Origin of the sequence: Streptomyces caniscabiei, from assembly GCF_014930365.1 — a bacterium.
Taxonomy (GTDB): Bacteria; Actinomycetota; Actinomycetes; order Streptomycetales; family Streptomycetaceae; genus Streptomyces; species Streptomyces caniscabiei.
The window spans coordinates 271,818-287,172 of the sequence record NZ_JABXWI010000003.1; the positions used below are offsets into that span (position 1 = coordinate 271,818).

The following is a 15,355-nucleotide window of genomic DNA, read 5'->3' on the forward strand; positions in this document are numbered from 1 at the left end:
ACCCCCGACCCGTCGGGCGCCCCACACCGGTCCGCGCCCCTCCTCGAATCCTCAATCCTCACCCCGCAGATCCGTCACCCGCTCCAGCAGAATCGGCTCCCAGGTCCGCCGCAGACGGTCACGCAGAACCGGCAGCGGCACGGCCGCGCGCCCCCGCAAACCCTCGGCGAGGCGGACGACCGTGTCGCACCGGGCCAACCACAGACCCCGCAGACAGGGACGGGCCCCGTACCCGGCCAGCGTCGCGGCGCGGACCGCGGCCGGTGACCCGACGGCCGCGGCGAGCCCGGCGATGTCCTCGGCCGGATCACCGACGGCCGCGTCGCCCCACCCGAGCACCCCCCGGACCCGACCGTCGGCGCTGACGACGAGGTGGTCCCCGGTCAGCCCACCGTGAACCAGCACGGCCGCCGGCGCCATCAACTGCGCCGCCGTCGCCGACGTCAACTGCCCGAGCCGCGCCGCGTCGAACTCGTCGGCCGCCGCGAGGTCCCGCGCGGCCCGCGCCGCCGCCCCGCGCAGCGCCTCCAGCGGGCGCGGCGCCAGCCGCGGCACCCCGAGCGGTTCGGCCTGCCGCGGCGGCACCTCACGCAGCCCCGTGAGGAGCGCCGCCAGGTCGGCCTCGCCCACGGCGGACACCTCGTGCTCCTCGGCCGTACCCCCGACCAGCCGTGTGTCGAGCGTGTACGTGAGCCCGCCGGACCACTCCCCGTGCGCGACGCTCACCGGGACGGCGACGCCGATGTGCGGGCGGACCAGGTCCCGCAGCCGCAGTTCGCGTCGTTGCCGTCCGACGCCGTGCCGGTCGGTCGCGAGGCGCAGCACATGGCGGGTGCCGACCCACCAGGTGCCGTGCGTGTCGTCCCCGGCGACGGGCCGCACATCGGGGCCGCCGCCGCCCTTGCCGCCGGGCTTGCCCTCCCCGTTCTTCAGCAGGGAACGGACCAGCCGGCGGACGCTGTCCGCGGTGGGTGTCGGTGCCTGGGTCATGGTCGCGCCGTCGTCCGGTTCGGGAGATCTGGGGAGCGGGAGAGCGAGAGATCGCGGTCGGTCTTTCGGTCTTTCGTTCAGTCAGTCAGTCAGTCAGTCGACCATGGCCATCTCCCGTGGGGTGTTGTTGAGCCGCCGGCCACCGTCCTCCGTCACCGTCACGATGTCCTCGATGCGGACCCCGAAACGGCCCGGCAGATAGACGCCGGGCTCGACCGAGAAGCACATGCCGGGCACCAGGGGCCGCTCCTCCCCCTCGACCATGTACGGCGGCTCGTGGGTGGTGACGCCGATACCGTGCCCGGTGCGGTGGATGAACCGGTCGCCGTACCCGGCCTCGGTGATGACCGCGCGGGCGGCCCGGTCGACGTCCTGGCAGGCCGCGCCGGGCCGTACGGCGCGGAACCCCGCCTCCTGCGCGGCCCGTACGAGGTCGTGCACCTCCCGCTCCTCGGCGGCCGGTTCGCCGACGTGGACCGTACGCGAGGTGTCGGAGCCGTAGCCGTCCTTGAGTCCGCCGAAGTCGAGGACGACCATGTCGCCGTGCCCGATGACCCGGTCGCCCGCCTCGTGGTGCGGGTTGGCGCCGTTCGGGCCCGAGGCGACGATCGTGAAGTCCACCTGGGAGTGCCCGAACCGCCGCAGCAGATCGGCGAGATCGGCGGCGACGTCGGTCTCGCGGCGCCCGGCGAAGGGCATCTGCCGGATCTCCTCGTACGCCCGGTCGGCCGCCGCGCCCGCCGCCGCCATCCGCTCCAGCTCGGCCGCGTCCTTCACGGCCCGGAGCATGGGGAGCGCCTCGGAGAGCGCCACGTACGTGCTGTCCGGCAGCCGACGCCGCAGGCCCAGCAGGTGCAGCGCCCAGGTGTTGTCGCTGACGCCGAAGCGGCCGCGGGGGCCGAGGACGGAGACGGCCGCCTCGTAGGGGTCCTTGCCGTCGGTCCAGTCGCGCAGGGTCAGCGCGGGCCCGCCGGGCGCCTCGGCGGCGTCGGGGGCCTCCAGGGCGGGCACCACCAGCACCGGGTCCGCGTCGTCGCGCAGCACCAGCATCGTCAGCCGCTCGGTCTCGGGCGGCCGGTGCCCCGTCAGCCACACCAGGTCCGGGCCGGGCGCGACCAGCAGCCCGTCGAGCCCGGCGTCCGCCGCGGCCCGCGCCGCGCGCCGCATCCGGGCCCGGTAGTCGTCGGTGGTGAAGGCGGCGGGCGTGCCGGTCATCCATGCCTCCGTGCGCTCGGGACTCCCTGGGGCTACGGGCAGCATCCTGCCCCTCCGCCGCAGCGCACGCGAGCCGATTGGCACGTGGCGTCGACTGTCGTACGGCCCGCACCCACCCGCACCGCCCACACTCGCCCGAACTAATGCTTGTGGGTTGCTTATCCATTAGAGCTAATGCTTGGATTCGAGTGTTCCATTAAGGCACCGCCCCCCAAGGAGGCGTACGACGATGCTCGTACTCGCGCACATCAGTGATCTGCATCTGGACGGCAGCGACCGGGCCACCCGGCGGGCCGAGCGCGTACGGGACCTGCTGTGGGGCCTGCCGGGACCGGTGGACGCGCTGCTGGTGACCGGGGACATCGCGGACCACGGCACGGAGGCCGAGTACGAGGAGGCGGCCCGGCTGCTGGGGCTGCGCGGGGGCGGGGCCCCCTTCCCGGTGCTGACCTGCCCGGGCAACCACGACAGCCGGGCGTCCTACCGCAAGGCGCTCCTCGGGGAGCCGCCCGCCGACGGACCGGTCAACAGCGTGCACGTCTTCGCGGACGCGGCCGTGCTGATGTGCGACTCCAGCATCCCGGAGCAGGACGAGGGCGACCTGGACGCGCAGACGTACGCCTGGATCGAGGAGACCCTGGACGGGATCGACGGCGACCGGCCCGTCCTGCTCGCCTTCCACCACCCGCCGGTGACGCTGCACCATCCGCTGCCGGACGCGTACCGGCTGGGCCACCCCGCGAAGCTCGGCCGGCTGCTGGAGCGCCGGCCGGAGATCGCGGGCATCATCACCGGACACGCCCACACCCCGGCCGCGACCACCTTCGCCGGGCGTCCGCTGGTCGTCGGCCCCGGGGTCACCTGGACGCTGCGGCTGCCCTGGGAGGGCGACGCGGTCGCGGACCGCGAGGCCCCGCCCGGGCTCGCGTTCCACGTCCTGGACGACGAGGGGCGGCTGACCAGCCATTTCAGGGTGGCCGTATAGGGGTTCGGTGAAGGGGCGACGAAGGGCGGCGAGAGTTCGTCAGGTGGCGTCAGGTGACGACGCCCGGTACGGCGACCAGGTACTGCCGGGCGCCGTTCGCGTGCCGCACGAGGAGTTTCAGGGCCACCCCGGGGCGGGCGGCGGTGACGGCCCGCGCGAGGTCGGAGGCCGAGCCGGTGCGGGTACCGCCCAGAGCGAGGACCGTGTCGCCCCGGACCAGACCCGCCGCGTGACCGGGGCCGGGGACATGGACACCGACGACGAGCGCGCCGCCGCCGTCACCCCCGCCGCCGGCTCCCGAGCCCGGAAGCGCGGGGGCGTCGACGGCCTCGACGCCGAGGGTGGGGCGGGTGGGCGCGCCGATGACCGAGGCCGCCGAACCACCTTCCCCCTGGCTCGACTTGGGGACGCCGTCCCGCGCCGCCCGGCCGTCGGCGTCGGGGCGTGCGAAGGAACCCGGCTGGGCGGAGGAACCCGGCCCGTCCGGCGCACCCTGCTCACCCTGCGCGCCGGGCGCATGCGACGCCCGCTCCCGCAGCTCCGCGAGCCTGCTCATGCCGATCACCGTGGCGCCCATCGTGGCCAACCCGACGCCCGACAGGACGAGGGCCACGCAGGTGGCCAGGGCGAGCAGCAGGGTGATCAGTCGCTGCCGGGCACGGCGCGGCGCGGCGTGCGGGCGCCGGGTGATGCCGGGCGGTCGGTCGCCGCCGGACTCCCCGCCCGGCATGGGTTTGGGCCGCAACGCGGTCTGTTCCATGGTGTCGCCACCTCCGGCCGGAGACCTACCCGGGGCACCACGGCCCGACGAGCCACGAAAGAGTGAGACTGACGCCCCGTCACATCGCCGGTTCAGAGCGGCTGCGGGTCGGTCAGCTCCCGCAGCAGCGCCGCCGCGGCCCCACCCGGCGTCCCGCCGTGGACGATCTCCGTACGGTGCACGAGGCGGGGCGCGACGAGGGGGACGGCGACCGCGCCGGGGACGTCCGCGGCGAAGCCGCGCGGCAGCACGGTCAGTCCGTGTCCGGCGGCGGCGAGGGTGGTGAGGGTACGCAGATCGGTGCCCTCGTAGCGCAGGGCGGTACGGACACCGCCGGTGCCGCTCGCGGTGCGGAGCCGGTCCAGCGGGAGGCCCGCGCCGGGGGCGTCGAGCCAGCGGGCGTCGACGAGGTCGGTGAGGCGGAGGCCGGGGCGGCGGGCGAAGGGGTGGTCGGCGGGGAGCAGGACGCAGACGGGTTCCTCGCCGAGGCCCCGGGTGGTCAGGGGCGCCACGTCGGGGAGCCGGAGGGGGTCGCTGGGGGCGGCGAGCCCGTCGACCAGGCCGAGGTCGGCGGCGCCGGTGGCGACGGCCGCCGGGATCTCGTCGCGGGCGAGGGTCCGCAGGGTCACCCCGGCCGCGGGCAGCGCGGCGACGACCCGGGGGACGAGTGCGGTCGGGGTCACCGCCAGCGTCAGGCCGTGCTCGGGCGCGGACGCGATCCTTACGACGTCGGCGCGGGCCGCCTCCAGACGCAGCAGCAGCGGCCCGGCGTGTTCGAGGAGCCGCTCGCCGGCCGCCGTGGGCAGGACAGGACGCCGGGTCAGCAACGGGGCGCCGAGGTCCTGTTCCAGCGCCGCGATGTGCTGGGACACCGCGGACTGGGTGTACCCCAGCTCGCGCGCGGCCTCGGAGAAGGAGGCGAGCCTGGCCACGGTGACGTACGTACGCAACAGATGCGGATCCATGGCGGACAGGATCGCCCACCGGTCCATCAGCAACGCTTATCGGGGGTGCAGGAATCATCGTTGGACGTGAAGTCGGGGCCGCGCCCAGGATGAGGGACATGACGAACAACGCGGCGCAGTCCGCCTCTTCCCGTACGACCCCGTACGACCCGTCCACCGCGTCCGCCCGGCCCGCGCGGCTGGCCGTCGTCGGCGACCGGTCACCCGACGTCGTCTCGCACAGCCGGATCCCGCTCCTCCTCGAAGCGCTCGCGGGACAAGACCGGCTGGTCCTGGACGCGTACTGGATCCCCTCCGAGGAGGCCGCGGCAGACGCGGCGGCCGTACGGGGGTTCGACGCGGTGTGGGTGGTGCCGGGCAGCCCGTACCGCAGCGAGGCGGGGGTGCTCTCCGCGATCCGGACCGCGCGGGAGGAGGGCATCCCGTTCCTGGGCACGTGCGGGGGCTTCCAGCACGCGCTGCTGGAGTACGCCCGGCACGTGTGCGGGCTCACCCGGGTCGCGCACGCCGAGAACGAGCCGGGCGCCGGGGACTTCCTGATCGAGCCGCTCGCGTGCTCCCTGGTCGGGCACGAGGGGACGGTCGTCATCGAACCCGGCTCGCTGGCGCAGTCCGTGATGAACGCCGAGCGGTCGGTCGAGCGGTACTTCTGCGCGTACGGTCCGACCCGTCACCTCGACACCCTGCGCGCACACGGTCTGCGGTTCTCCGGGCACGACGAGGACGGGCACGTCCGGATCGCCGAACTCCCGGGCCATCCGTTCTTCCTGGCGACGCTCTTCCAGCCGGAGCTGGCCGGTGACGGCAGCCGCCCGCACCCGATCGTCCGCGCGTTCGCCCGGGCCGCGGTGGAGCAGGCGACCCGGGCGACGACGCGTCAGCCGGCGTGAACCGGCTGTCGCCTCAGACGTGAACCGGCCGTCGCAGGGTCAGCCGGTACGAACCGGCCGTCCTCGGCTCAGCCCGTGTGCGCCGACGCGAAGGACAGCGCCGGTGGGCGGTCCGGGACGAAGCCGTGGGCCCGGCGGGCGAGGAACTCGGGCTTGTAGCGGTCGACCTGACGGTGCCAGTTGAGGATGCCGGACAGCCAGTTCTTCAGGTCGGCCACATAGCCGTCCATGACGGTGCGCGCCTCCCGCGACAGCGCGAAGTCGTCGTAGACGACGGGGAGTTCGTGGGCGACGACATGCTCGAACTGCTGCATCCGCTGGGTCATCAGGTCATGGATCACCCCGAGCGCGGTCGGGTAGTCGCAGCCGAAGAAGTTCTGCACGACGAGGATCGCGTTGTGCACCTCGCCCTCGTACTCGATCTCCTTCTGGTAGGAGAAGACGTCGTTGATGAGGCACCCGTAGTCGATGGCCGCGTTCTCCAGGGAGCGGACGGGGCCGCTCGCGTAGACCTCGGGCGGGATCCGCGCGCCGTGGCCCCGCCGGCACATGCTCAGGGTGAGGTCGGAGCCGAACGTGGCGCGGCGCATCTCCAGGTAGTCGACGGGGTCGGGGACCCGGTGCTGGATCTGGTTGAACACCTCCCACACCCAGCTCTCCGTCATCTTGTCGACGGACGCCTTCAGACCGCGCCGCTCGTCGGGGGTCATCCCGGCCGTCGTCCGTACCCAGAGGTCGATGAGGCCCCGTTCCATGCCGTTGACCGGGACGGGGACCGGCTCGCCCTCGACGGGCATGCAGTCGGAGAGCCTGGCCGTGGTCAGGCGGGCGGCGGCGAGGTCGCGGCGGTGGCCGAAGACGAGGGGGTAGTAGTCGTCGCCGTAGGTGCCCCAGGCCAACCACTGGGAGCTGAGGTCGAGTTGCTCGGGGGTCGCGTCCGGGTCGAGGCCGGCCGAGCAGAGCGGCAGGTCGGCGGCGGCGAGCCGCTCCTCGTCCCAGACGCCCTCGCCCAGCATGCCCATGGCGTGCATCCAGGGGACGAGGCGGGCGCGGGCGCCGTCCAGATGGGGGCACAGTTCCACCGCGAACGGCATGTGGAAGTCGGGCAGGAGGGACGGTCCGACCTTCTCGTACGGCACATGCGCGTGGGCCCGCAGGCGCTCCGCGGCGGCGGTCGCGAGCAGCGCCCCCACATCGGCGGCGGAGGTGCCGAAGCCGGCGCGGCCGACCAGGGCGGGGCCGGAGAGGACCGCGCCGCCGAGGTCGAGCGGGCCGCGTGCGGAGGCGGCGCCCTCGTTCATGTACCGGCTGGACCGCATGTGCCACTCGTGGCCGCCGGACTGCCAGTCCTGGAGACCTTTCGTGTACGCGGCGACGGCGGCGACCTCGGGCGGGGTGAGGCCCTTCTCCAGGGCCAGCGCGGGGACTTCGGTGAGGGCGGTGTTCTCGAACTGGTGGAGCCGGGAGGTCAGGATGTCGTTGACGATGTCGGCGGCCTGCTGGGTGCCGCAGCCGAAGAAGGTCTCCAGGACGAGGACGCCGTTGCTGTTCTCGCCCTCGTCCTCGACCTCCCGCTGGTACGAGAACAGGTCGTTGCGCAGATGGACGGCGTCGGAGAACGTCTCCATCAGGACCCTGAGCGGCCTCGACCCCGCGACGGCGGCCGGGACCTCGGCGGTCGCGTACTCGACGAGACCGGCCGACCAGGGCGCGCCGCCGACCTTGCGGCGCATCTCGATGTACTCGACCGGGTTGGCGATCCGGCCCTCGTTGATGTTGGACAGCTCCCACATCGACTCGTTGAGCAGGTGCTCGGTGGCGACGGCGAAGCGGCGGCGCCAGTCCATCGACATCGACGGCACCGTCCGCGCCCAGAGGTCGGCGAGGCCCGCCTCCACGGGGTTGCGCGGCTCCGGTACGGGGGCCGCGAGGTCCAGCGGCATGAAGAGCGGGAGCCGGTCGAGGTGGGCCTTGCCGCCGGGGCGGTCCTGGGTGCGCTTGTAGAGCTCCAGGAAGTGGTCGTCGAAGAAGAAGACCCACACGTACCAGTCGGTGATGAGCGAGAGCGCCGGACCGTCGCAGTCGGGGTGGGTGTACGCGCACAGCAGACCGTAGTCGTGCGCGTCCAGATCCGCCTGCTCCCACACCCCGGACCCCTCCAGCATGCCCATCTCCCGGGCCCACGTGGAGGAATGGGCGCGGGCCTCTTCGAGGTGGGGGTTCAGCCGCGCGGGATACGGCAGGTAGAAGTGCGGGAGTTCGAACGGCTGCGTCATGGGCGTGGCCCTACCCGTGGCCTCCGGCCCGCATCCGGATGGGCGCACATGATCACACCATCGCGTGAATGTGGGTGGTTCCGGGGGTGGGCGGCGGGCGGCTCGGCCTTACGGCGTCGGCCGTGTCAGGACAGTGCCGTGGTCATCGCCTCGGTGACGCGCACGGCGGCGTCGGGATCCGAGGTCGCCACGCGCACGGCCAGCGCCACGGTGGAGCCCGCCTCGCCGGGGGCGTATGCCAGGGACCATGAGGAGGCGGTGCCGTGGCCGTCGTCGGTCGGGGCCCATTCCTCCTTCGCGCGCACTGCGGGGAGCAGGAGACCGGCCGTGACGGCCGAGACGCTCTGCTCGACCCCCCTCTCCTCTCTCCGCCGTCTCGTGGAGACCGTGGTCCAGCGCCGCCGCGGCGACCACGATGTCGAAGGTCTCGCCCGGCGCGGTCGTCTCGCGCAGCGCACGGTTGAGCATCGGCTCGTCCGTGTCCGCGTTCGCGTCGCGCCAGGCCTTCCCGTCCGCGGTCGTGCAGCCGCTGAACGCCGACGGGTCGTACGACGGTGTGCTCACGACAGCCAGGAGCTCTCCGGTCTCCGCATCGAGCGCGACCGCCGCCCCGCGACGGTCACCGAGCGCGTCGAAGGCGGCCTTCCGTTCTTCTTGTTGCCACTCGGCTTCGATCCCGTGACGGGGACGCCGCCTGCCAGGAGGTCGCCGTACCCGCCCCCGGAGGTGATCGAACCCGGTTCTGCCTTCCCCTTGTCGGCCGAGTCAGTGGCACCGGTGCAACCGGCCGGCAGCGCAAGGATCCCGGACACGACGGGGGTACGTTCTACGGTCGATCACATGATCATACTCTAGGGATCGCCCCACACCGTCAGTCACGGAGCTGGATCAGGGCCCTCGTTCCGCTGGTGCGCCAGCGCTGGCCCTCCGCTGTCGTGAGGGTGGTTTCCGTCTCTGCCGTCAGGCCTGTGACGACGTCCGACTTGAGGGTGCGTAGGGCTGCCACGGGGGCCGGGAAGTAGGAGGTGGCCTCTGCGAAGGGGGTGGTGGGGGGCCAGTGGCGGTCGCCCACCAGGCGGCGGTAGTTGAGGTCGCCCTTCATCAGGGTCAGGTCGGCGGAGGCGAAGTCCGCGTGGAGGTCGACGGGCATGTCCGCGTAGGGCAGCGGGGCGCAGGAGAAGGGGTGGGCGCGCAGGATCAGGCGGCCTTCGGAGAGCGCGGTGTGGAGGCGGGGGCCCGCGTCGGTCTTCGCCGCGACCAGATGGCGTACCGCGTCGAGGGTGTCGGCCGTCGTGGCGTCGGAGACGAAGTACGGGTACGGCTTGAGGTGCAGGATCGCGCGGTCGAAGTGGCCGTGGGCGAGGAGGTGGTCGACGAGGAGCAGGTCGGGGATGAGTTCGCGGCCCGCGTTGTCGGCCACCAGGCAGAGCGTGCGGCCGGTGGCGCCGTCCGCCCGGCCGGGTGCCGGGCCAGTCAGCAGGGTGAGCAGCGCCTCGCTGTCGTCGGCGACCAGCGGGGAGTCGGCCGATGTCTCCTCGGTGCTCTGGAGGCGGAAACCGAGGTCCGCCCGGTTGCCCCAGAGGGAGCCGTGGAGGAGGGCGCTGAGCTGCTCGGGCAGCGGGCGCTCCGACAGCGGGCCGAGCGCGGTGAGTTCGGCGGCGGCCTCGGGGGTGTCCAGTTCGGCGAGCTTGAAGGGGCGGAACGGGTCGACTGCCTGCCAGGGGCCCGCGTCGAAGTAGCCGACGGCACGCAGGAGTTGGCGGTAGAAGCAGCTCTCGGCGGCCAGGAACGGGAGGGAGAACCAGGAGCGGCCGGCGTAGCGGCGGGCGTCCCAGGTGTCCCACCAGTCGTCGTCGGCCGGTGGCGCGACCGTGCCGTGAAGGGTCTCGTACAGCAACTCGTCGAGCGCACGGCGCTGTTCGGGACCGTACGGGGTGGCGTCCTGGACCTTGCGGACGAGGGCGGGGTGCCGTTCGGCGAGGACGCTGTGCGGGAAGGAGGCCGGGTCGTCACCGCGGATCACGGGGGCGTTGTCAGGCATGGCCGGAGGCTCCTCCCGGGGCGGCGGGACCGGTCGGCGGCGGGGCCGGGAGGTCCGTCTTCCGCAGCCGTTCGTCGAGTTGCTTGCCGAAGCCGGCCTCGGTCCAGACGAACTTCTTGAACTGGTCCGTCGTCAGCGGGCCCGGCCACGGGCTGCCGGTGGGGTAGAACACGGACTCGCAGGACGCGCAGAAGTGGGCGGGGTTCCAGAGGGCCTCGGCGCGGGGGCGGCCCGCCGTGACGGTGGCGCGCTCGCGGGCCTCGCCGCGGATCACCCAGAGAGTGCCGACGAAGAGGAGGACGGCGAGGACCCCGCCGCCGACCGTGAAGAGGGGTTTGTCGTTCTGGAGGCCGTGCTGGGCGAGGCCCGCGCAGACGAAGGCCATGACCATGCCTTCCAGGAAGTGCAGGAAGCTGTCGAACCGCGACTCCACGCCCGGGGCCTTCGCCAGCCGGTCGGAGAGGCCCGACCCCGGGGAGTCGGGCGCGGAGCATGCATCGGGCACCGTACGCACCGCCGGCCCCGAGGCCCCGCAGCGGGGGCACACCGCCATGAGCGGAGCCGCACCGAACTCCCCGGCGGACGCCTCGTACGGCCCCCCGGCCGGCGTCGCGGGGGATCCCACGGCCGACGTCTCGTACGGTCCCCCCGTCGGCGTCACACGTGGTTCGAACTTCTCTGTCGCCATGCGCATACGCTAACGCCCGGCGTGCATGGGCCGACGGCCGACCGATGCCCGCTCGCATCGGTCGGCCGCCGGCGGTGGGGGGTGGCGGTCAGTGGGCCCGGCCGGTCAGCCGGGGCCCCGGGCCTGGCGGCCCGGCTCTCAGAAGGTCAGCTTCCAGTTGTTGAGGCGGCCGGTGTCCGCGGCGGCGACGTCCTGGACGCGCAGCTTCCAGGTGCCGTTGGCGACCTCGCTGGAGGCGTTCACCGTGTAGGTGGTGACCAGGTTGTCCGCGGAGTCCGAGCTGGAGGCCTTGAGCGGGTAGGTCGAGCCGTCCGGGGCCACCAGGGTCAGGACCAGGTCACCGCGGTAGGTGTGGGTGATGTCCACGCCGACCTGGAGGGTCGAGGGCGCGTTGCCCGTGCGGCCGGTGACGGAGATCGAGGACTCGATCGCCGCGCCGTTGTCCGGGATGGAGACGGCCGTGGTGTTGGTGAAGGTGGTGCCCCCCGTGGTGCCACCACCGGTCACCGCCTGCACCGTCTTGGCCGCGTCGGCCAGGCCCGCGCCGCAGCCGCCCGAGCAGGCACCCGGCAGAGCACGCGAGTTGGTCTTGATCGCGGACTCGATCTGGGCCGGGGTCAGCGCGGAGCTCGCCGACTTCAGCAGCGCGGCGAGGCCCGCGATGTGCGGGGCGGCCATGCTGGTGCCCTGGTAGTAGTCGTAGGACTCGCTGCCCGGGCCGGCGGTGCCGGCGTTCAGCGTGGACAGGATGCCGCCGGTCTCGACCGTGCGGGTCTCGCCGCCGGGGGCCGCGATGTCGACGATCGAGCCGAAGTTGGAGTAGTACGAGCGGGCGCCGGCGCGGTTGGTGGCCGCCACCGAGATCACGTTGGAGCAGCTGGCGGGCGAGTAGTTGGCCGCGTTGGCGTTGCTGTTGCCGGCCGCGACGACGACCGTGGTGCCGCGGTTCACGGCGGCGTTGATCGCGGTCTGGGTCGCGGTGGTGCAGGCGCCGCTGCCGCCGAGGCTCATGTTGATGACCTTGGCGACGTTGGCGTTGGCGGGGACACCGGAGACGGTGCCGCCGGACGCCCAGGTGATGGCGTCGATGATGTCGGAGTCGTAGCCGCCGCACTTGCCGAGGACCCGCAGCGGGGAGACCTTGGCGCCGTAGGCGATACCGGCGACACCCTTGCTGTTGTTGGTGACGGCGGCGATGGTGCCGGCGACGTGGGTGCCGTGCCAGGAGGAGGTGGTGGCGGGTTCGCCCGCGACGCACTCGTTGGCGGCGGTCCAGTCGCCCGGGTCGGCCGGGTTGCTGTCACGGCCGTTGCCGTCGTTGGCGACGGCGGTGTCGGCGATGAAGTCGTAGCCGCCGACGATGTTCGCGGCGAGGTCCGAGTGGGCGACGTAACCGGTGTCGATGACGGCGACCGTCACACCGGTGCCGGTGGTCTTGTCCCAGGCACCCGGCAGGTTCATGCCGGCCGTGGACTCGTAGAGGTCCCACTGCTTGGTGTACTCGGTGTCGTTCGGGGTGGCCTGCGGCTTGTTCAGGCGGTCCGGGACGACATAGGCGACCTGCGGGTCGGCCCGGTACTCGGAGATGACGTCGGCGACGTCCGTCTTGGAGATGTCCTCGCCCAGGTCGACGAGGGCGGCGCCGCTGCCGAGCCGGCGCTGGAAGTCGAGGTCCTCGCCCGCCTCCTTGCCCTTGGCGGCGGCGTCCGCGTCGGCGGCCTTGTTCGAAGTGGCCTCGGCGGCGCCGGACTTGTAGCCGACGATCAGGCGCTCGGCGACGGTGCCGGGCGCGGCCTCGGTGGCACCGGCCACGGGGGCGGCGTCGGCCTTCGCGGACGGGGCCTGGGCGACGGCGACCGAGGAGGTCATGCCCGCCACCAGGGCGACGGAGACCGCGGCGACGGCTATGAGCTTCCGTCCTGCGGTACGGGTGGGGTAAGTACGCAAGGGCTTCGCCTTTCGTGGCCTGCTCATGTCAGGGGAGGAGCGGCGGTGAAACGCTTCTTCATCGAAGCGGCGGGGGGTCCAGAAAGGGTTGGCGCAGAGGCCGGCCAGGCGCGTGCCGCCCACCAGGGGTTACCTGTGGTTCGGCTGTGCGATGACATTAGGCAAAGCCCAGGTCATGCGGATACGGGGAAAACCCTCGACCCCTGGGGAACTCCCCTACGGCGCCCTGCAGTCGGGGTCCGATGTGCCGCTTCGCCGGGTTTGCCGACGCTTTGCCGTCGCACGGCACATGGCCGGATCCGACCGGTCGAACAAGGGCGGGCCGTTGAACGGGGCACCCATGGGTCCCGTACGACACGGTGGACCGTCAGCCCTCGACCCCCATGGATCGGACGTACCGGATGCACCGCTTGTCCGCCCGCCGCGCGACCGCCCGTCGCGCCGTCGTCACGACCGCGGCCGCCACCGTGGCGGCGCCCCTGCTCCTCACCGTGGGTGCCGCCGGGCCGGCCTCGGCGCACGGTGCGCCGACGGATCCGGTGAGCCGGGTCTCGGCGTGCTCGCCGGAGGGCGGCAGTCAGGACTCGGCGGCGTGCCGGGCCGCCGTCGCCGCGAACGGGGCGCCGTTCACCGCGTGGGACAACATGCGCATCGCCGGGGTGAACGGGCGGGACCGGCAGGTCGTGCCCGACGGGCGGTTGTGCAGCGGAGGGCTCGCGGCCTACAAGGGGCTCGACCTGGCCCGCGCCGACTGGCCCTCGACCCGCCTCTCCCCCGGCACCACACTGGATCTGACGTACCGGTCGACGATCCCGCACACCGGGACCTTCAAGCTGTTCCTGACGAAGCCGGGGTACGACCCCACGAAGCCGCTGACATGGTCCGATCTGCCCGAGAAGCCGTTCGCCTCGATCACCGACCCACCGCTGCGGGACGGCTCGTACCGGTTCTCGGCGAAGCTGCCGTCCGATCGCGCGGGACACCATGTGCTCTACACGATCTGGCAGAACACGAGCACGGTCGACACCTACTACTCCTGCTCGGACGTGGTGTTCCCGAAGGCGAAGCAGGCCGACTCCGGTACGGGCGGCGGGAGTTCGGAGGAGACACCGGCCGGGAGCGAGGGGACCGCGGCCGGGGACGCGACCGCCGGCAAGGAGGACGGGGACAAGCCGGACGGGGACAGGACGGGCGAGCAGGGTTCCGGGCCCGCCACGACGGCGCCGGCGCGGTCCGCCGAGGCGCCGCCCGCCGGGGACGGCGACGCGGAGGGCGACGCGCGGGCGGCCGATCCCGGCAGCCCCGTCGCCTCCACGACCGACGAGAGCGGCGCCTCCGTGCCGCTGTTGGTGGCGGGCGGCGCCACGGCACTGGTGCTCGCCGTGGGCGCCGCCCTCCACTTCCGCGGACGTGGACGCCGCTCTCGCGTCGACGGCTGATCGGGCAAGCGACCGGGCCGCCGAACGGGGCACGGATCGGACGGACCGATCAGTGCCCGGGGCCGGTCACCGACCGCCGGACCGGTGACCGACCTGCTTGCGCGGTCAGTTGGTGAAGACCGCCGCGCCGCCCTGGTTGGTGTCCGTGACGGGCGCGTACTTCGCCGTGAAGTAGCCGTTGGCGAAGCAGAGCGAGGAGCCGGAGGTCTTGGTGAAGGCCTGGGCGGCGAAGTTGATGCTGTTGTCGGTGTTGTCGGAGGTTCCGGTGATGCTGGGCGCCTGGTAGACGCAGTTGATGGTGCCCAGCAGCGTGCGCAGCACCACGGTGGTCTGGAGGACCGAGCCCGAGGCCGGGCTGACCGTGACGACACCGTCCGAGGTCACGGTGGTGGTGTACGGCAGGTTGTTGACCGTGACGCTGTTGACGCCGGTCACGCCGAAGACGTTGCTGGTGCAGCCGCCGAAGGTGTGCGCGTCCACGGTCTCGGTGGCGGTGCCGGGCGCCGCCGGGTTGTCGGTGACCGTGGCGGTGAAGGTCGACGCGGAACAGGAGACGCCGCTCGTGCCGGTCGCGCTGGAGTAGAAGGTGGCGGCGGTGCCGGAGGCCAGCGAGGCGCTGAGGACGTCGCCGACCGCGACCGCGTCACCGGCGGGGCCGCCGGTGGTGAGCACGGTGTCGGCGGCGGAGGCGGGGCTGATGGCCGACACCATCAGAGCGGCGGTGCCGGCGGCGAGGGCAAGGAGGGATCGCGTACGCATGGGGGTGCCTCTTCTCGGGAAGTGAGGGCCGGCGAGGCCCTCGGAAGGTGCGGGTGACAGCCCTCGACGGCGCGTGGGCTGTGGTGATCGCGCGCGAGGGGTCACCGTTCGCGCGGGGTGACGCGGCGATGCCGCACGGCGCTGTACGGCCGCTGCCGATCCGTGGCACGCCTTCTCCGTACGTGACGGATCGACAGCGACAGCCGGGGACCGGAGCACGGCCCAGTGGAGGGGAAGGCGACCGTGCCCGGCACCGCGGCGAGGGGTGGTGCTGCGTGGGCCGCGCAACGCGTTCGGAAGTGGTCACCCACGCCCCGTCGGCGACGGGGAGTTCGGGACGGTGACAGACGCTGCGCGTCGGATCCGGCGCCACGGATCCGTGGGGGAAACCCGGGAGAGT

The 15,355-nt window shown here is 73.1% G+C and carries 13 protein-coding genes and 1 pseudogene; 3 read left to right on the plus strand and 11 right to left on the minus strand.

Going from position 1 to position 15,355, the window contains the following annotated elements:
• Positions 1–51 precede the first annotated feature (51 nt).
• Both HW837_RS09545 and HW837_RS09550 read right to left on the minus strand, forming a co-directional pair.
• Positions 52–990: an aminoglycoside phosphotransferase family protein gene (locus tag HW837_RS09545; protein WP_093789627.1), complete on the minus strand. Its 939-nt coding sequence runs from the start codon at positions 988–990 to the stop codon at positions 52–54.
• A gap of 93 nt (positions 991–1,083) precedes the next feature.
• Positions 1,084–2,205 carry a M24 family metallopeptidase gene (locus tag HW837_RS09550; protein WP_093789626.1) on the minus strand — a complete coding sequence of 374 codons (1,122 nt, stop codon included), beginning with the start codon at positions 2,203–2,205 and terminating at the stop codon, positions 1,084–1,086.
• A gap of 229 nt (positions 2,206–2,434) precedes the next feature.
• Between HW837_RS09550 and HW837_RS09555 the strand changes: the two genes are divergently transcribed.
• Positions 2,435–3,190: a phosphodiesterase gene (locus HW837_RS09555; protein WP_078853658.1), complete on the plus strand. Its 756-nt coding sequence runs from the start codon at positions 2,435–2,437 to the stop codon at positions 3,188–3,190.
• A gap of 49 nt (positions 3,191–3,239) precedes the next feature.
• On the opposite strand, the gene HW837_RS09560 is transcribed toward HW837_RS09555, so the two are convergent.
• Both HW837_RS09560 and HW837_RS09565 read right to left on the minus strand, forming a co-directional pair.
• Positions 3,240–3,950 (minus strand): PDZ domain-containing protein, encoded by a 711-nt coding sequence (locus HW837_RS09560; protein WP_093789625.1) that lies wholly within the window; start codon positions 3,948–3,950, stop codon positions 3,240–3,242.
• A gap of 92 nt (positions 3,951–4,042) precedes the next feature.
• Complete coding sequence (locus HW837_RS09565) at positions 4,043–4,915, minus strand: LysR family transcriptional regulator (RefSeq protein ID WP_193381034.1); 873 nt, start codon at positions 4,913–4,915, stop codon at positions 4,043–4,045.
• A 98-nt stretch (positions 4,916–5,013) separates the two neighbouring features.
• Between HW837_RS09565 and HW837_RS09570 the strand changes: the two genes are divergently transcribed.
• Positions 5,014–5,805: a CTP synthase C-terminal region-related (seleno)protein gene (locus HW837_RS09570; protein ID WP_078853659.1), complete on the plus strand. Its 792-nt coding sequence runs from the start codon at positions 5,014–5,016 to the stop codon at positions 5,803–5,805.
• 68 nt (positions 5,806–5,873) lie between these two features.
• Here the strand turns inward: HW837_RS09570 and cyc2 are convergent, their stop codons facing one another.
• From cyc2 to HW837_RS09595, 6 genes and pseudogenes are all read right to left on the minus strand, one after another.
• Entirely contained in the window at positions 5,874–8,081 is a 2,208-nt protein-coding gene (gene cyc2, locus HW837_RS09575; RefSeq protein ID WP_045559807.1) for a germacradienol/geosmin synthase Cyc2, read from the minus strand.
• A gap of 125 nt (positions 8,082–8,206) precedes the next feature.
• A complete protein-coding gene (locus HW837_RS48500) occupies positions 8,207–8,386 on the minus strand; it encodes a hypothetical protein (RefSeq protein ID WP_045559808.1) in 180 nt (59 codons plus the stop codon).
• 127 nt (positions 8,387–8,513) lie between these two features.
• Positions 8,514–8,645: pseudogene (locus HW837_RS49955) on the minus strand (hypothetical protein); the annotation flags it as partial.
• Between the two features lie 307 nt (positions 8,646–8,952).
• Positions 8,953–10,122: a damage-control phosphatase ARMT1 family protein gene (locus tag HW837_RS09585; RefSeq protein ID WP_093789622.1), complete on the minus strand. Its 1,170-nt coding sequence runs from the start codon at positions 10,120–10,122 to the stop codon at positions 8,953–8,955.
• On the minus strand, positions 10,115–10,810 hold the full coding sequence (locus HW837_RS09590) for a hypothetical protein (RefSeq protein WP_313895506.1): 696 nt from the start codon (positions 10,808–10,810) through the stop codon (positions 10,115–10,117). Before HW837_RS09590 ends, HW837_RS09585 begins: the two co-directional genes overlap by 8 nt.
• A 138-nt stretch (positions 10,811–10,948) precedes the next feature.
• A complete protein-coding gene (locus tag HW837_RS09595; protein ID WP_390623529.1) occupies positions 10,949–12,784 on the minus strand; it encodes a S8 family peptidase in 1,836 nt (611 codons plus the stop codon).
• 374 nt (positions 12,785–13,158) lie between these two features.
• Here HW837_RS09595 and HW837_RS09600 point away from each other — a divergent pair, with 374 nt between their 5' ends.
• Entirely contained in the window at positions 13,159–14,196 is a 1,038-nt protein-coding gene (locus HW837_RS09600; RefSeq protein WP_045559812.1) for a lytic polysaccharide monooxygenase auxiliary activity family 9 protein, read from the plus strand.
• A gap of 105 nt (positions 14,197–14,301) precedes the next feature.
• Here the strand turns inward: HW837_RS09600 and HW837_RS09605 are convergent, their stop codons facing one another.
• Complete coding sequence (locus HW837_RS09605) at positions 14,302–14,955, minus strand: hypothetical protein (RefSeq protein ID WP_045559813.1); 654 nt, start codon at positions 14,953–14,955, stop codon at positions 14,302–14,304.
• Positions 14,956–15,355 lie beyond the last annotated feature (400 nt).

Bases quoted from the DNA above. Each gene is read 5' to 3' on its own strand.
- HW837_RS09570 (WP_078853659.1), top strand. From the start codon at position 5,014: ATGACGAACAACGCGGCGCAGTCCGCCTCTTCCCGTACGACCCCGTAC.
- HW837_RS09585 (WP_093789622.1), bottom strand. From the start codon at position 10,122: ATGCCTGACAACGCCCCCGTGATCCGCGGTGACGACCCGGCCTCCTTC.
- HW837_RS09545 (WP_093789627.1), bottom strand. From the start codon at position 990: ATGACCCAGGCACCGACACCCACCGCGGACAGCGTCCGCCGGCTGGTC.
- HW837_RS09550 (WP_093789626.1), bottom strand. From the start codon at position 2,205: ATGACCGGCACGCCCGCCGCCTTCACCACCGACGACTACCGGGCCCGG.
- HW837_RS09560 (WP_093789625.1), bottom strand. From the start codon at position 3,950: ATGGAACAGACCGCGTTGCGGCCCAAACCCATGCCGGGCGGGGAGTCC.
- HW837_RS09605 (WP_045559813.1), bottom strand. From the start codon at position 14,955: ATGCGTACGCGATCCCTCCTTGCCCTCGCCGCCGGCACCGCCGCTCTG.
- HW837_RS09555 (WP_078853658.1), top strand. From the start codon at position 2,435: ATGCTCGTACTCGCGCACATCAGTGATCTGCATCTGGACGGCAGCGAC.
- cyc2 (WP_045559807.1), bottom strand. From the start codon at position 8,081: ATGACGCAGCCGTTCGAACTCCCGCACTTCTACCTGCCGTATCCCGCG.
- HW837_RS09595 (WP_390623529.1), bottom strand. From the start codon at position 12,784: ATGAGCAGGCCACGAAAGGCGAAGCCCTTGCGTACTTACCCCACCCGT.
- HW837_RS09565 (WP_193381034.1), bottom strand. From the start codon at position 4,915: ATGGATCCGCATCTGTTGCGTACGTACGTCACCGTGGCCAGGCTCGCC.
- HW837_RS09600 (WP_045559812.1), top strand. From the start codon at position 13,159: ATGCACCGCTTGTCCGCCCGCCGCGCGACCGCCCGTCGCGCCGTCGTC.
- HW837_RS09590 (WP_313895506.1), bottom strand. From the start codon at position 10,810: ATGGCGACAGAGAAGTTCGAACCACGTGTGACGCCGACGGGGGGACCG.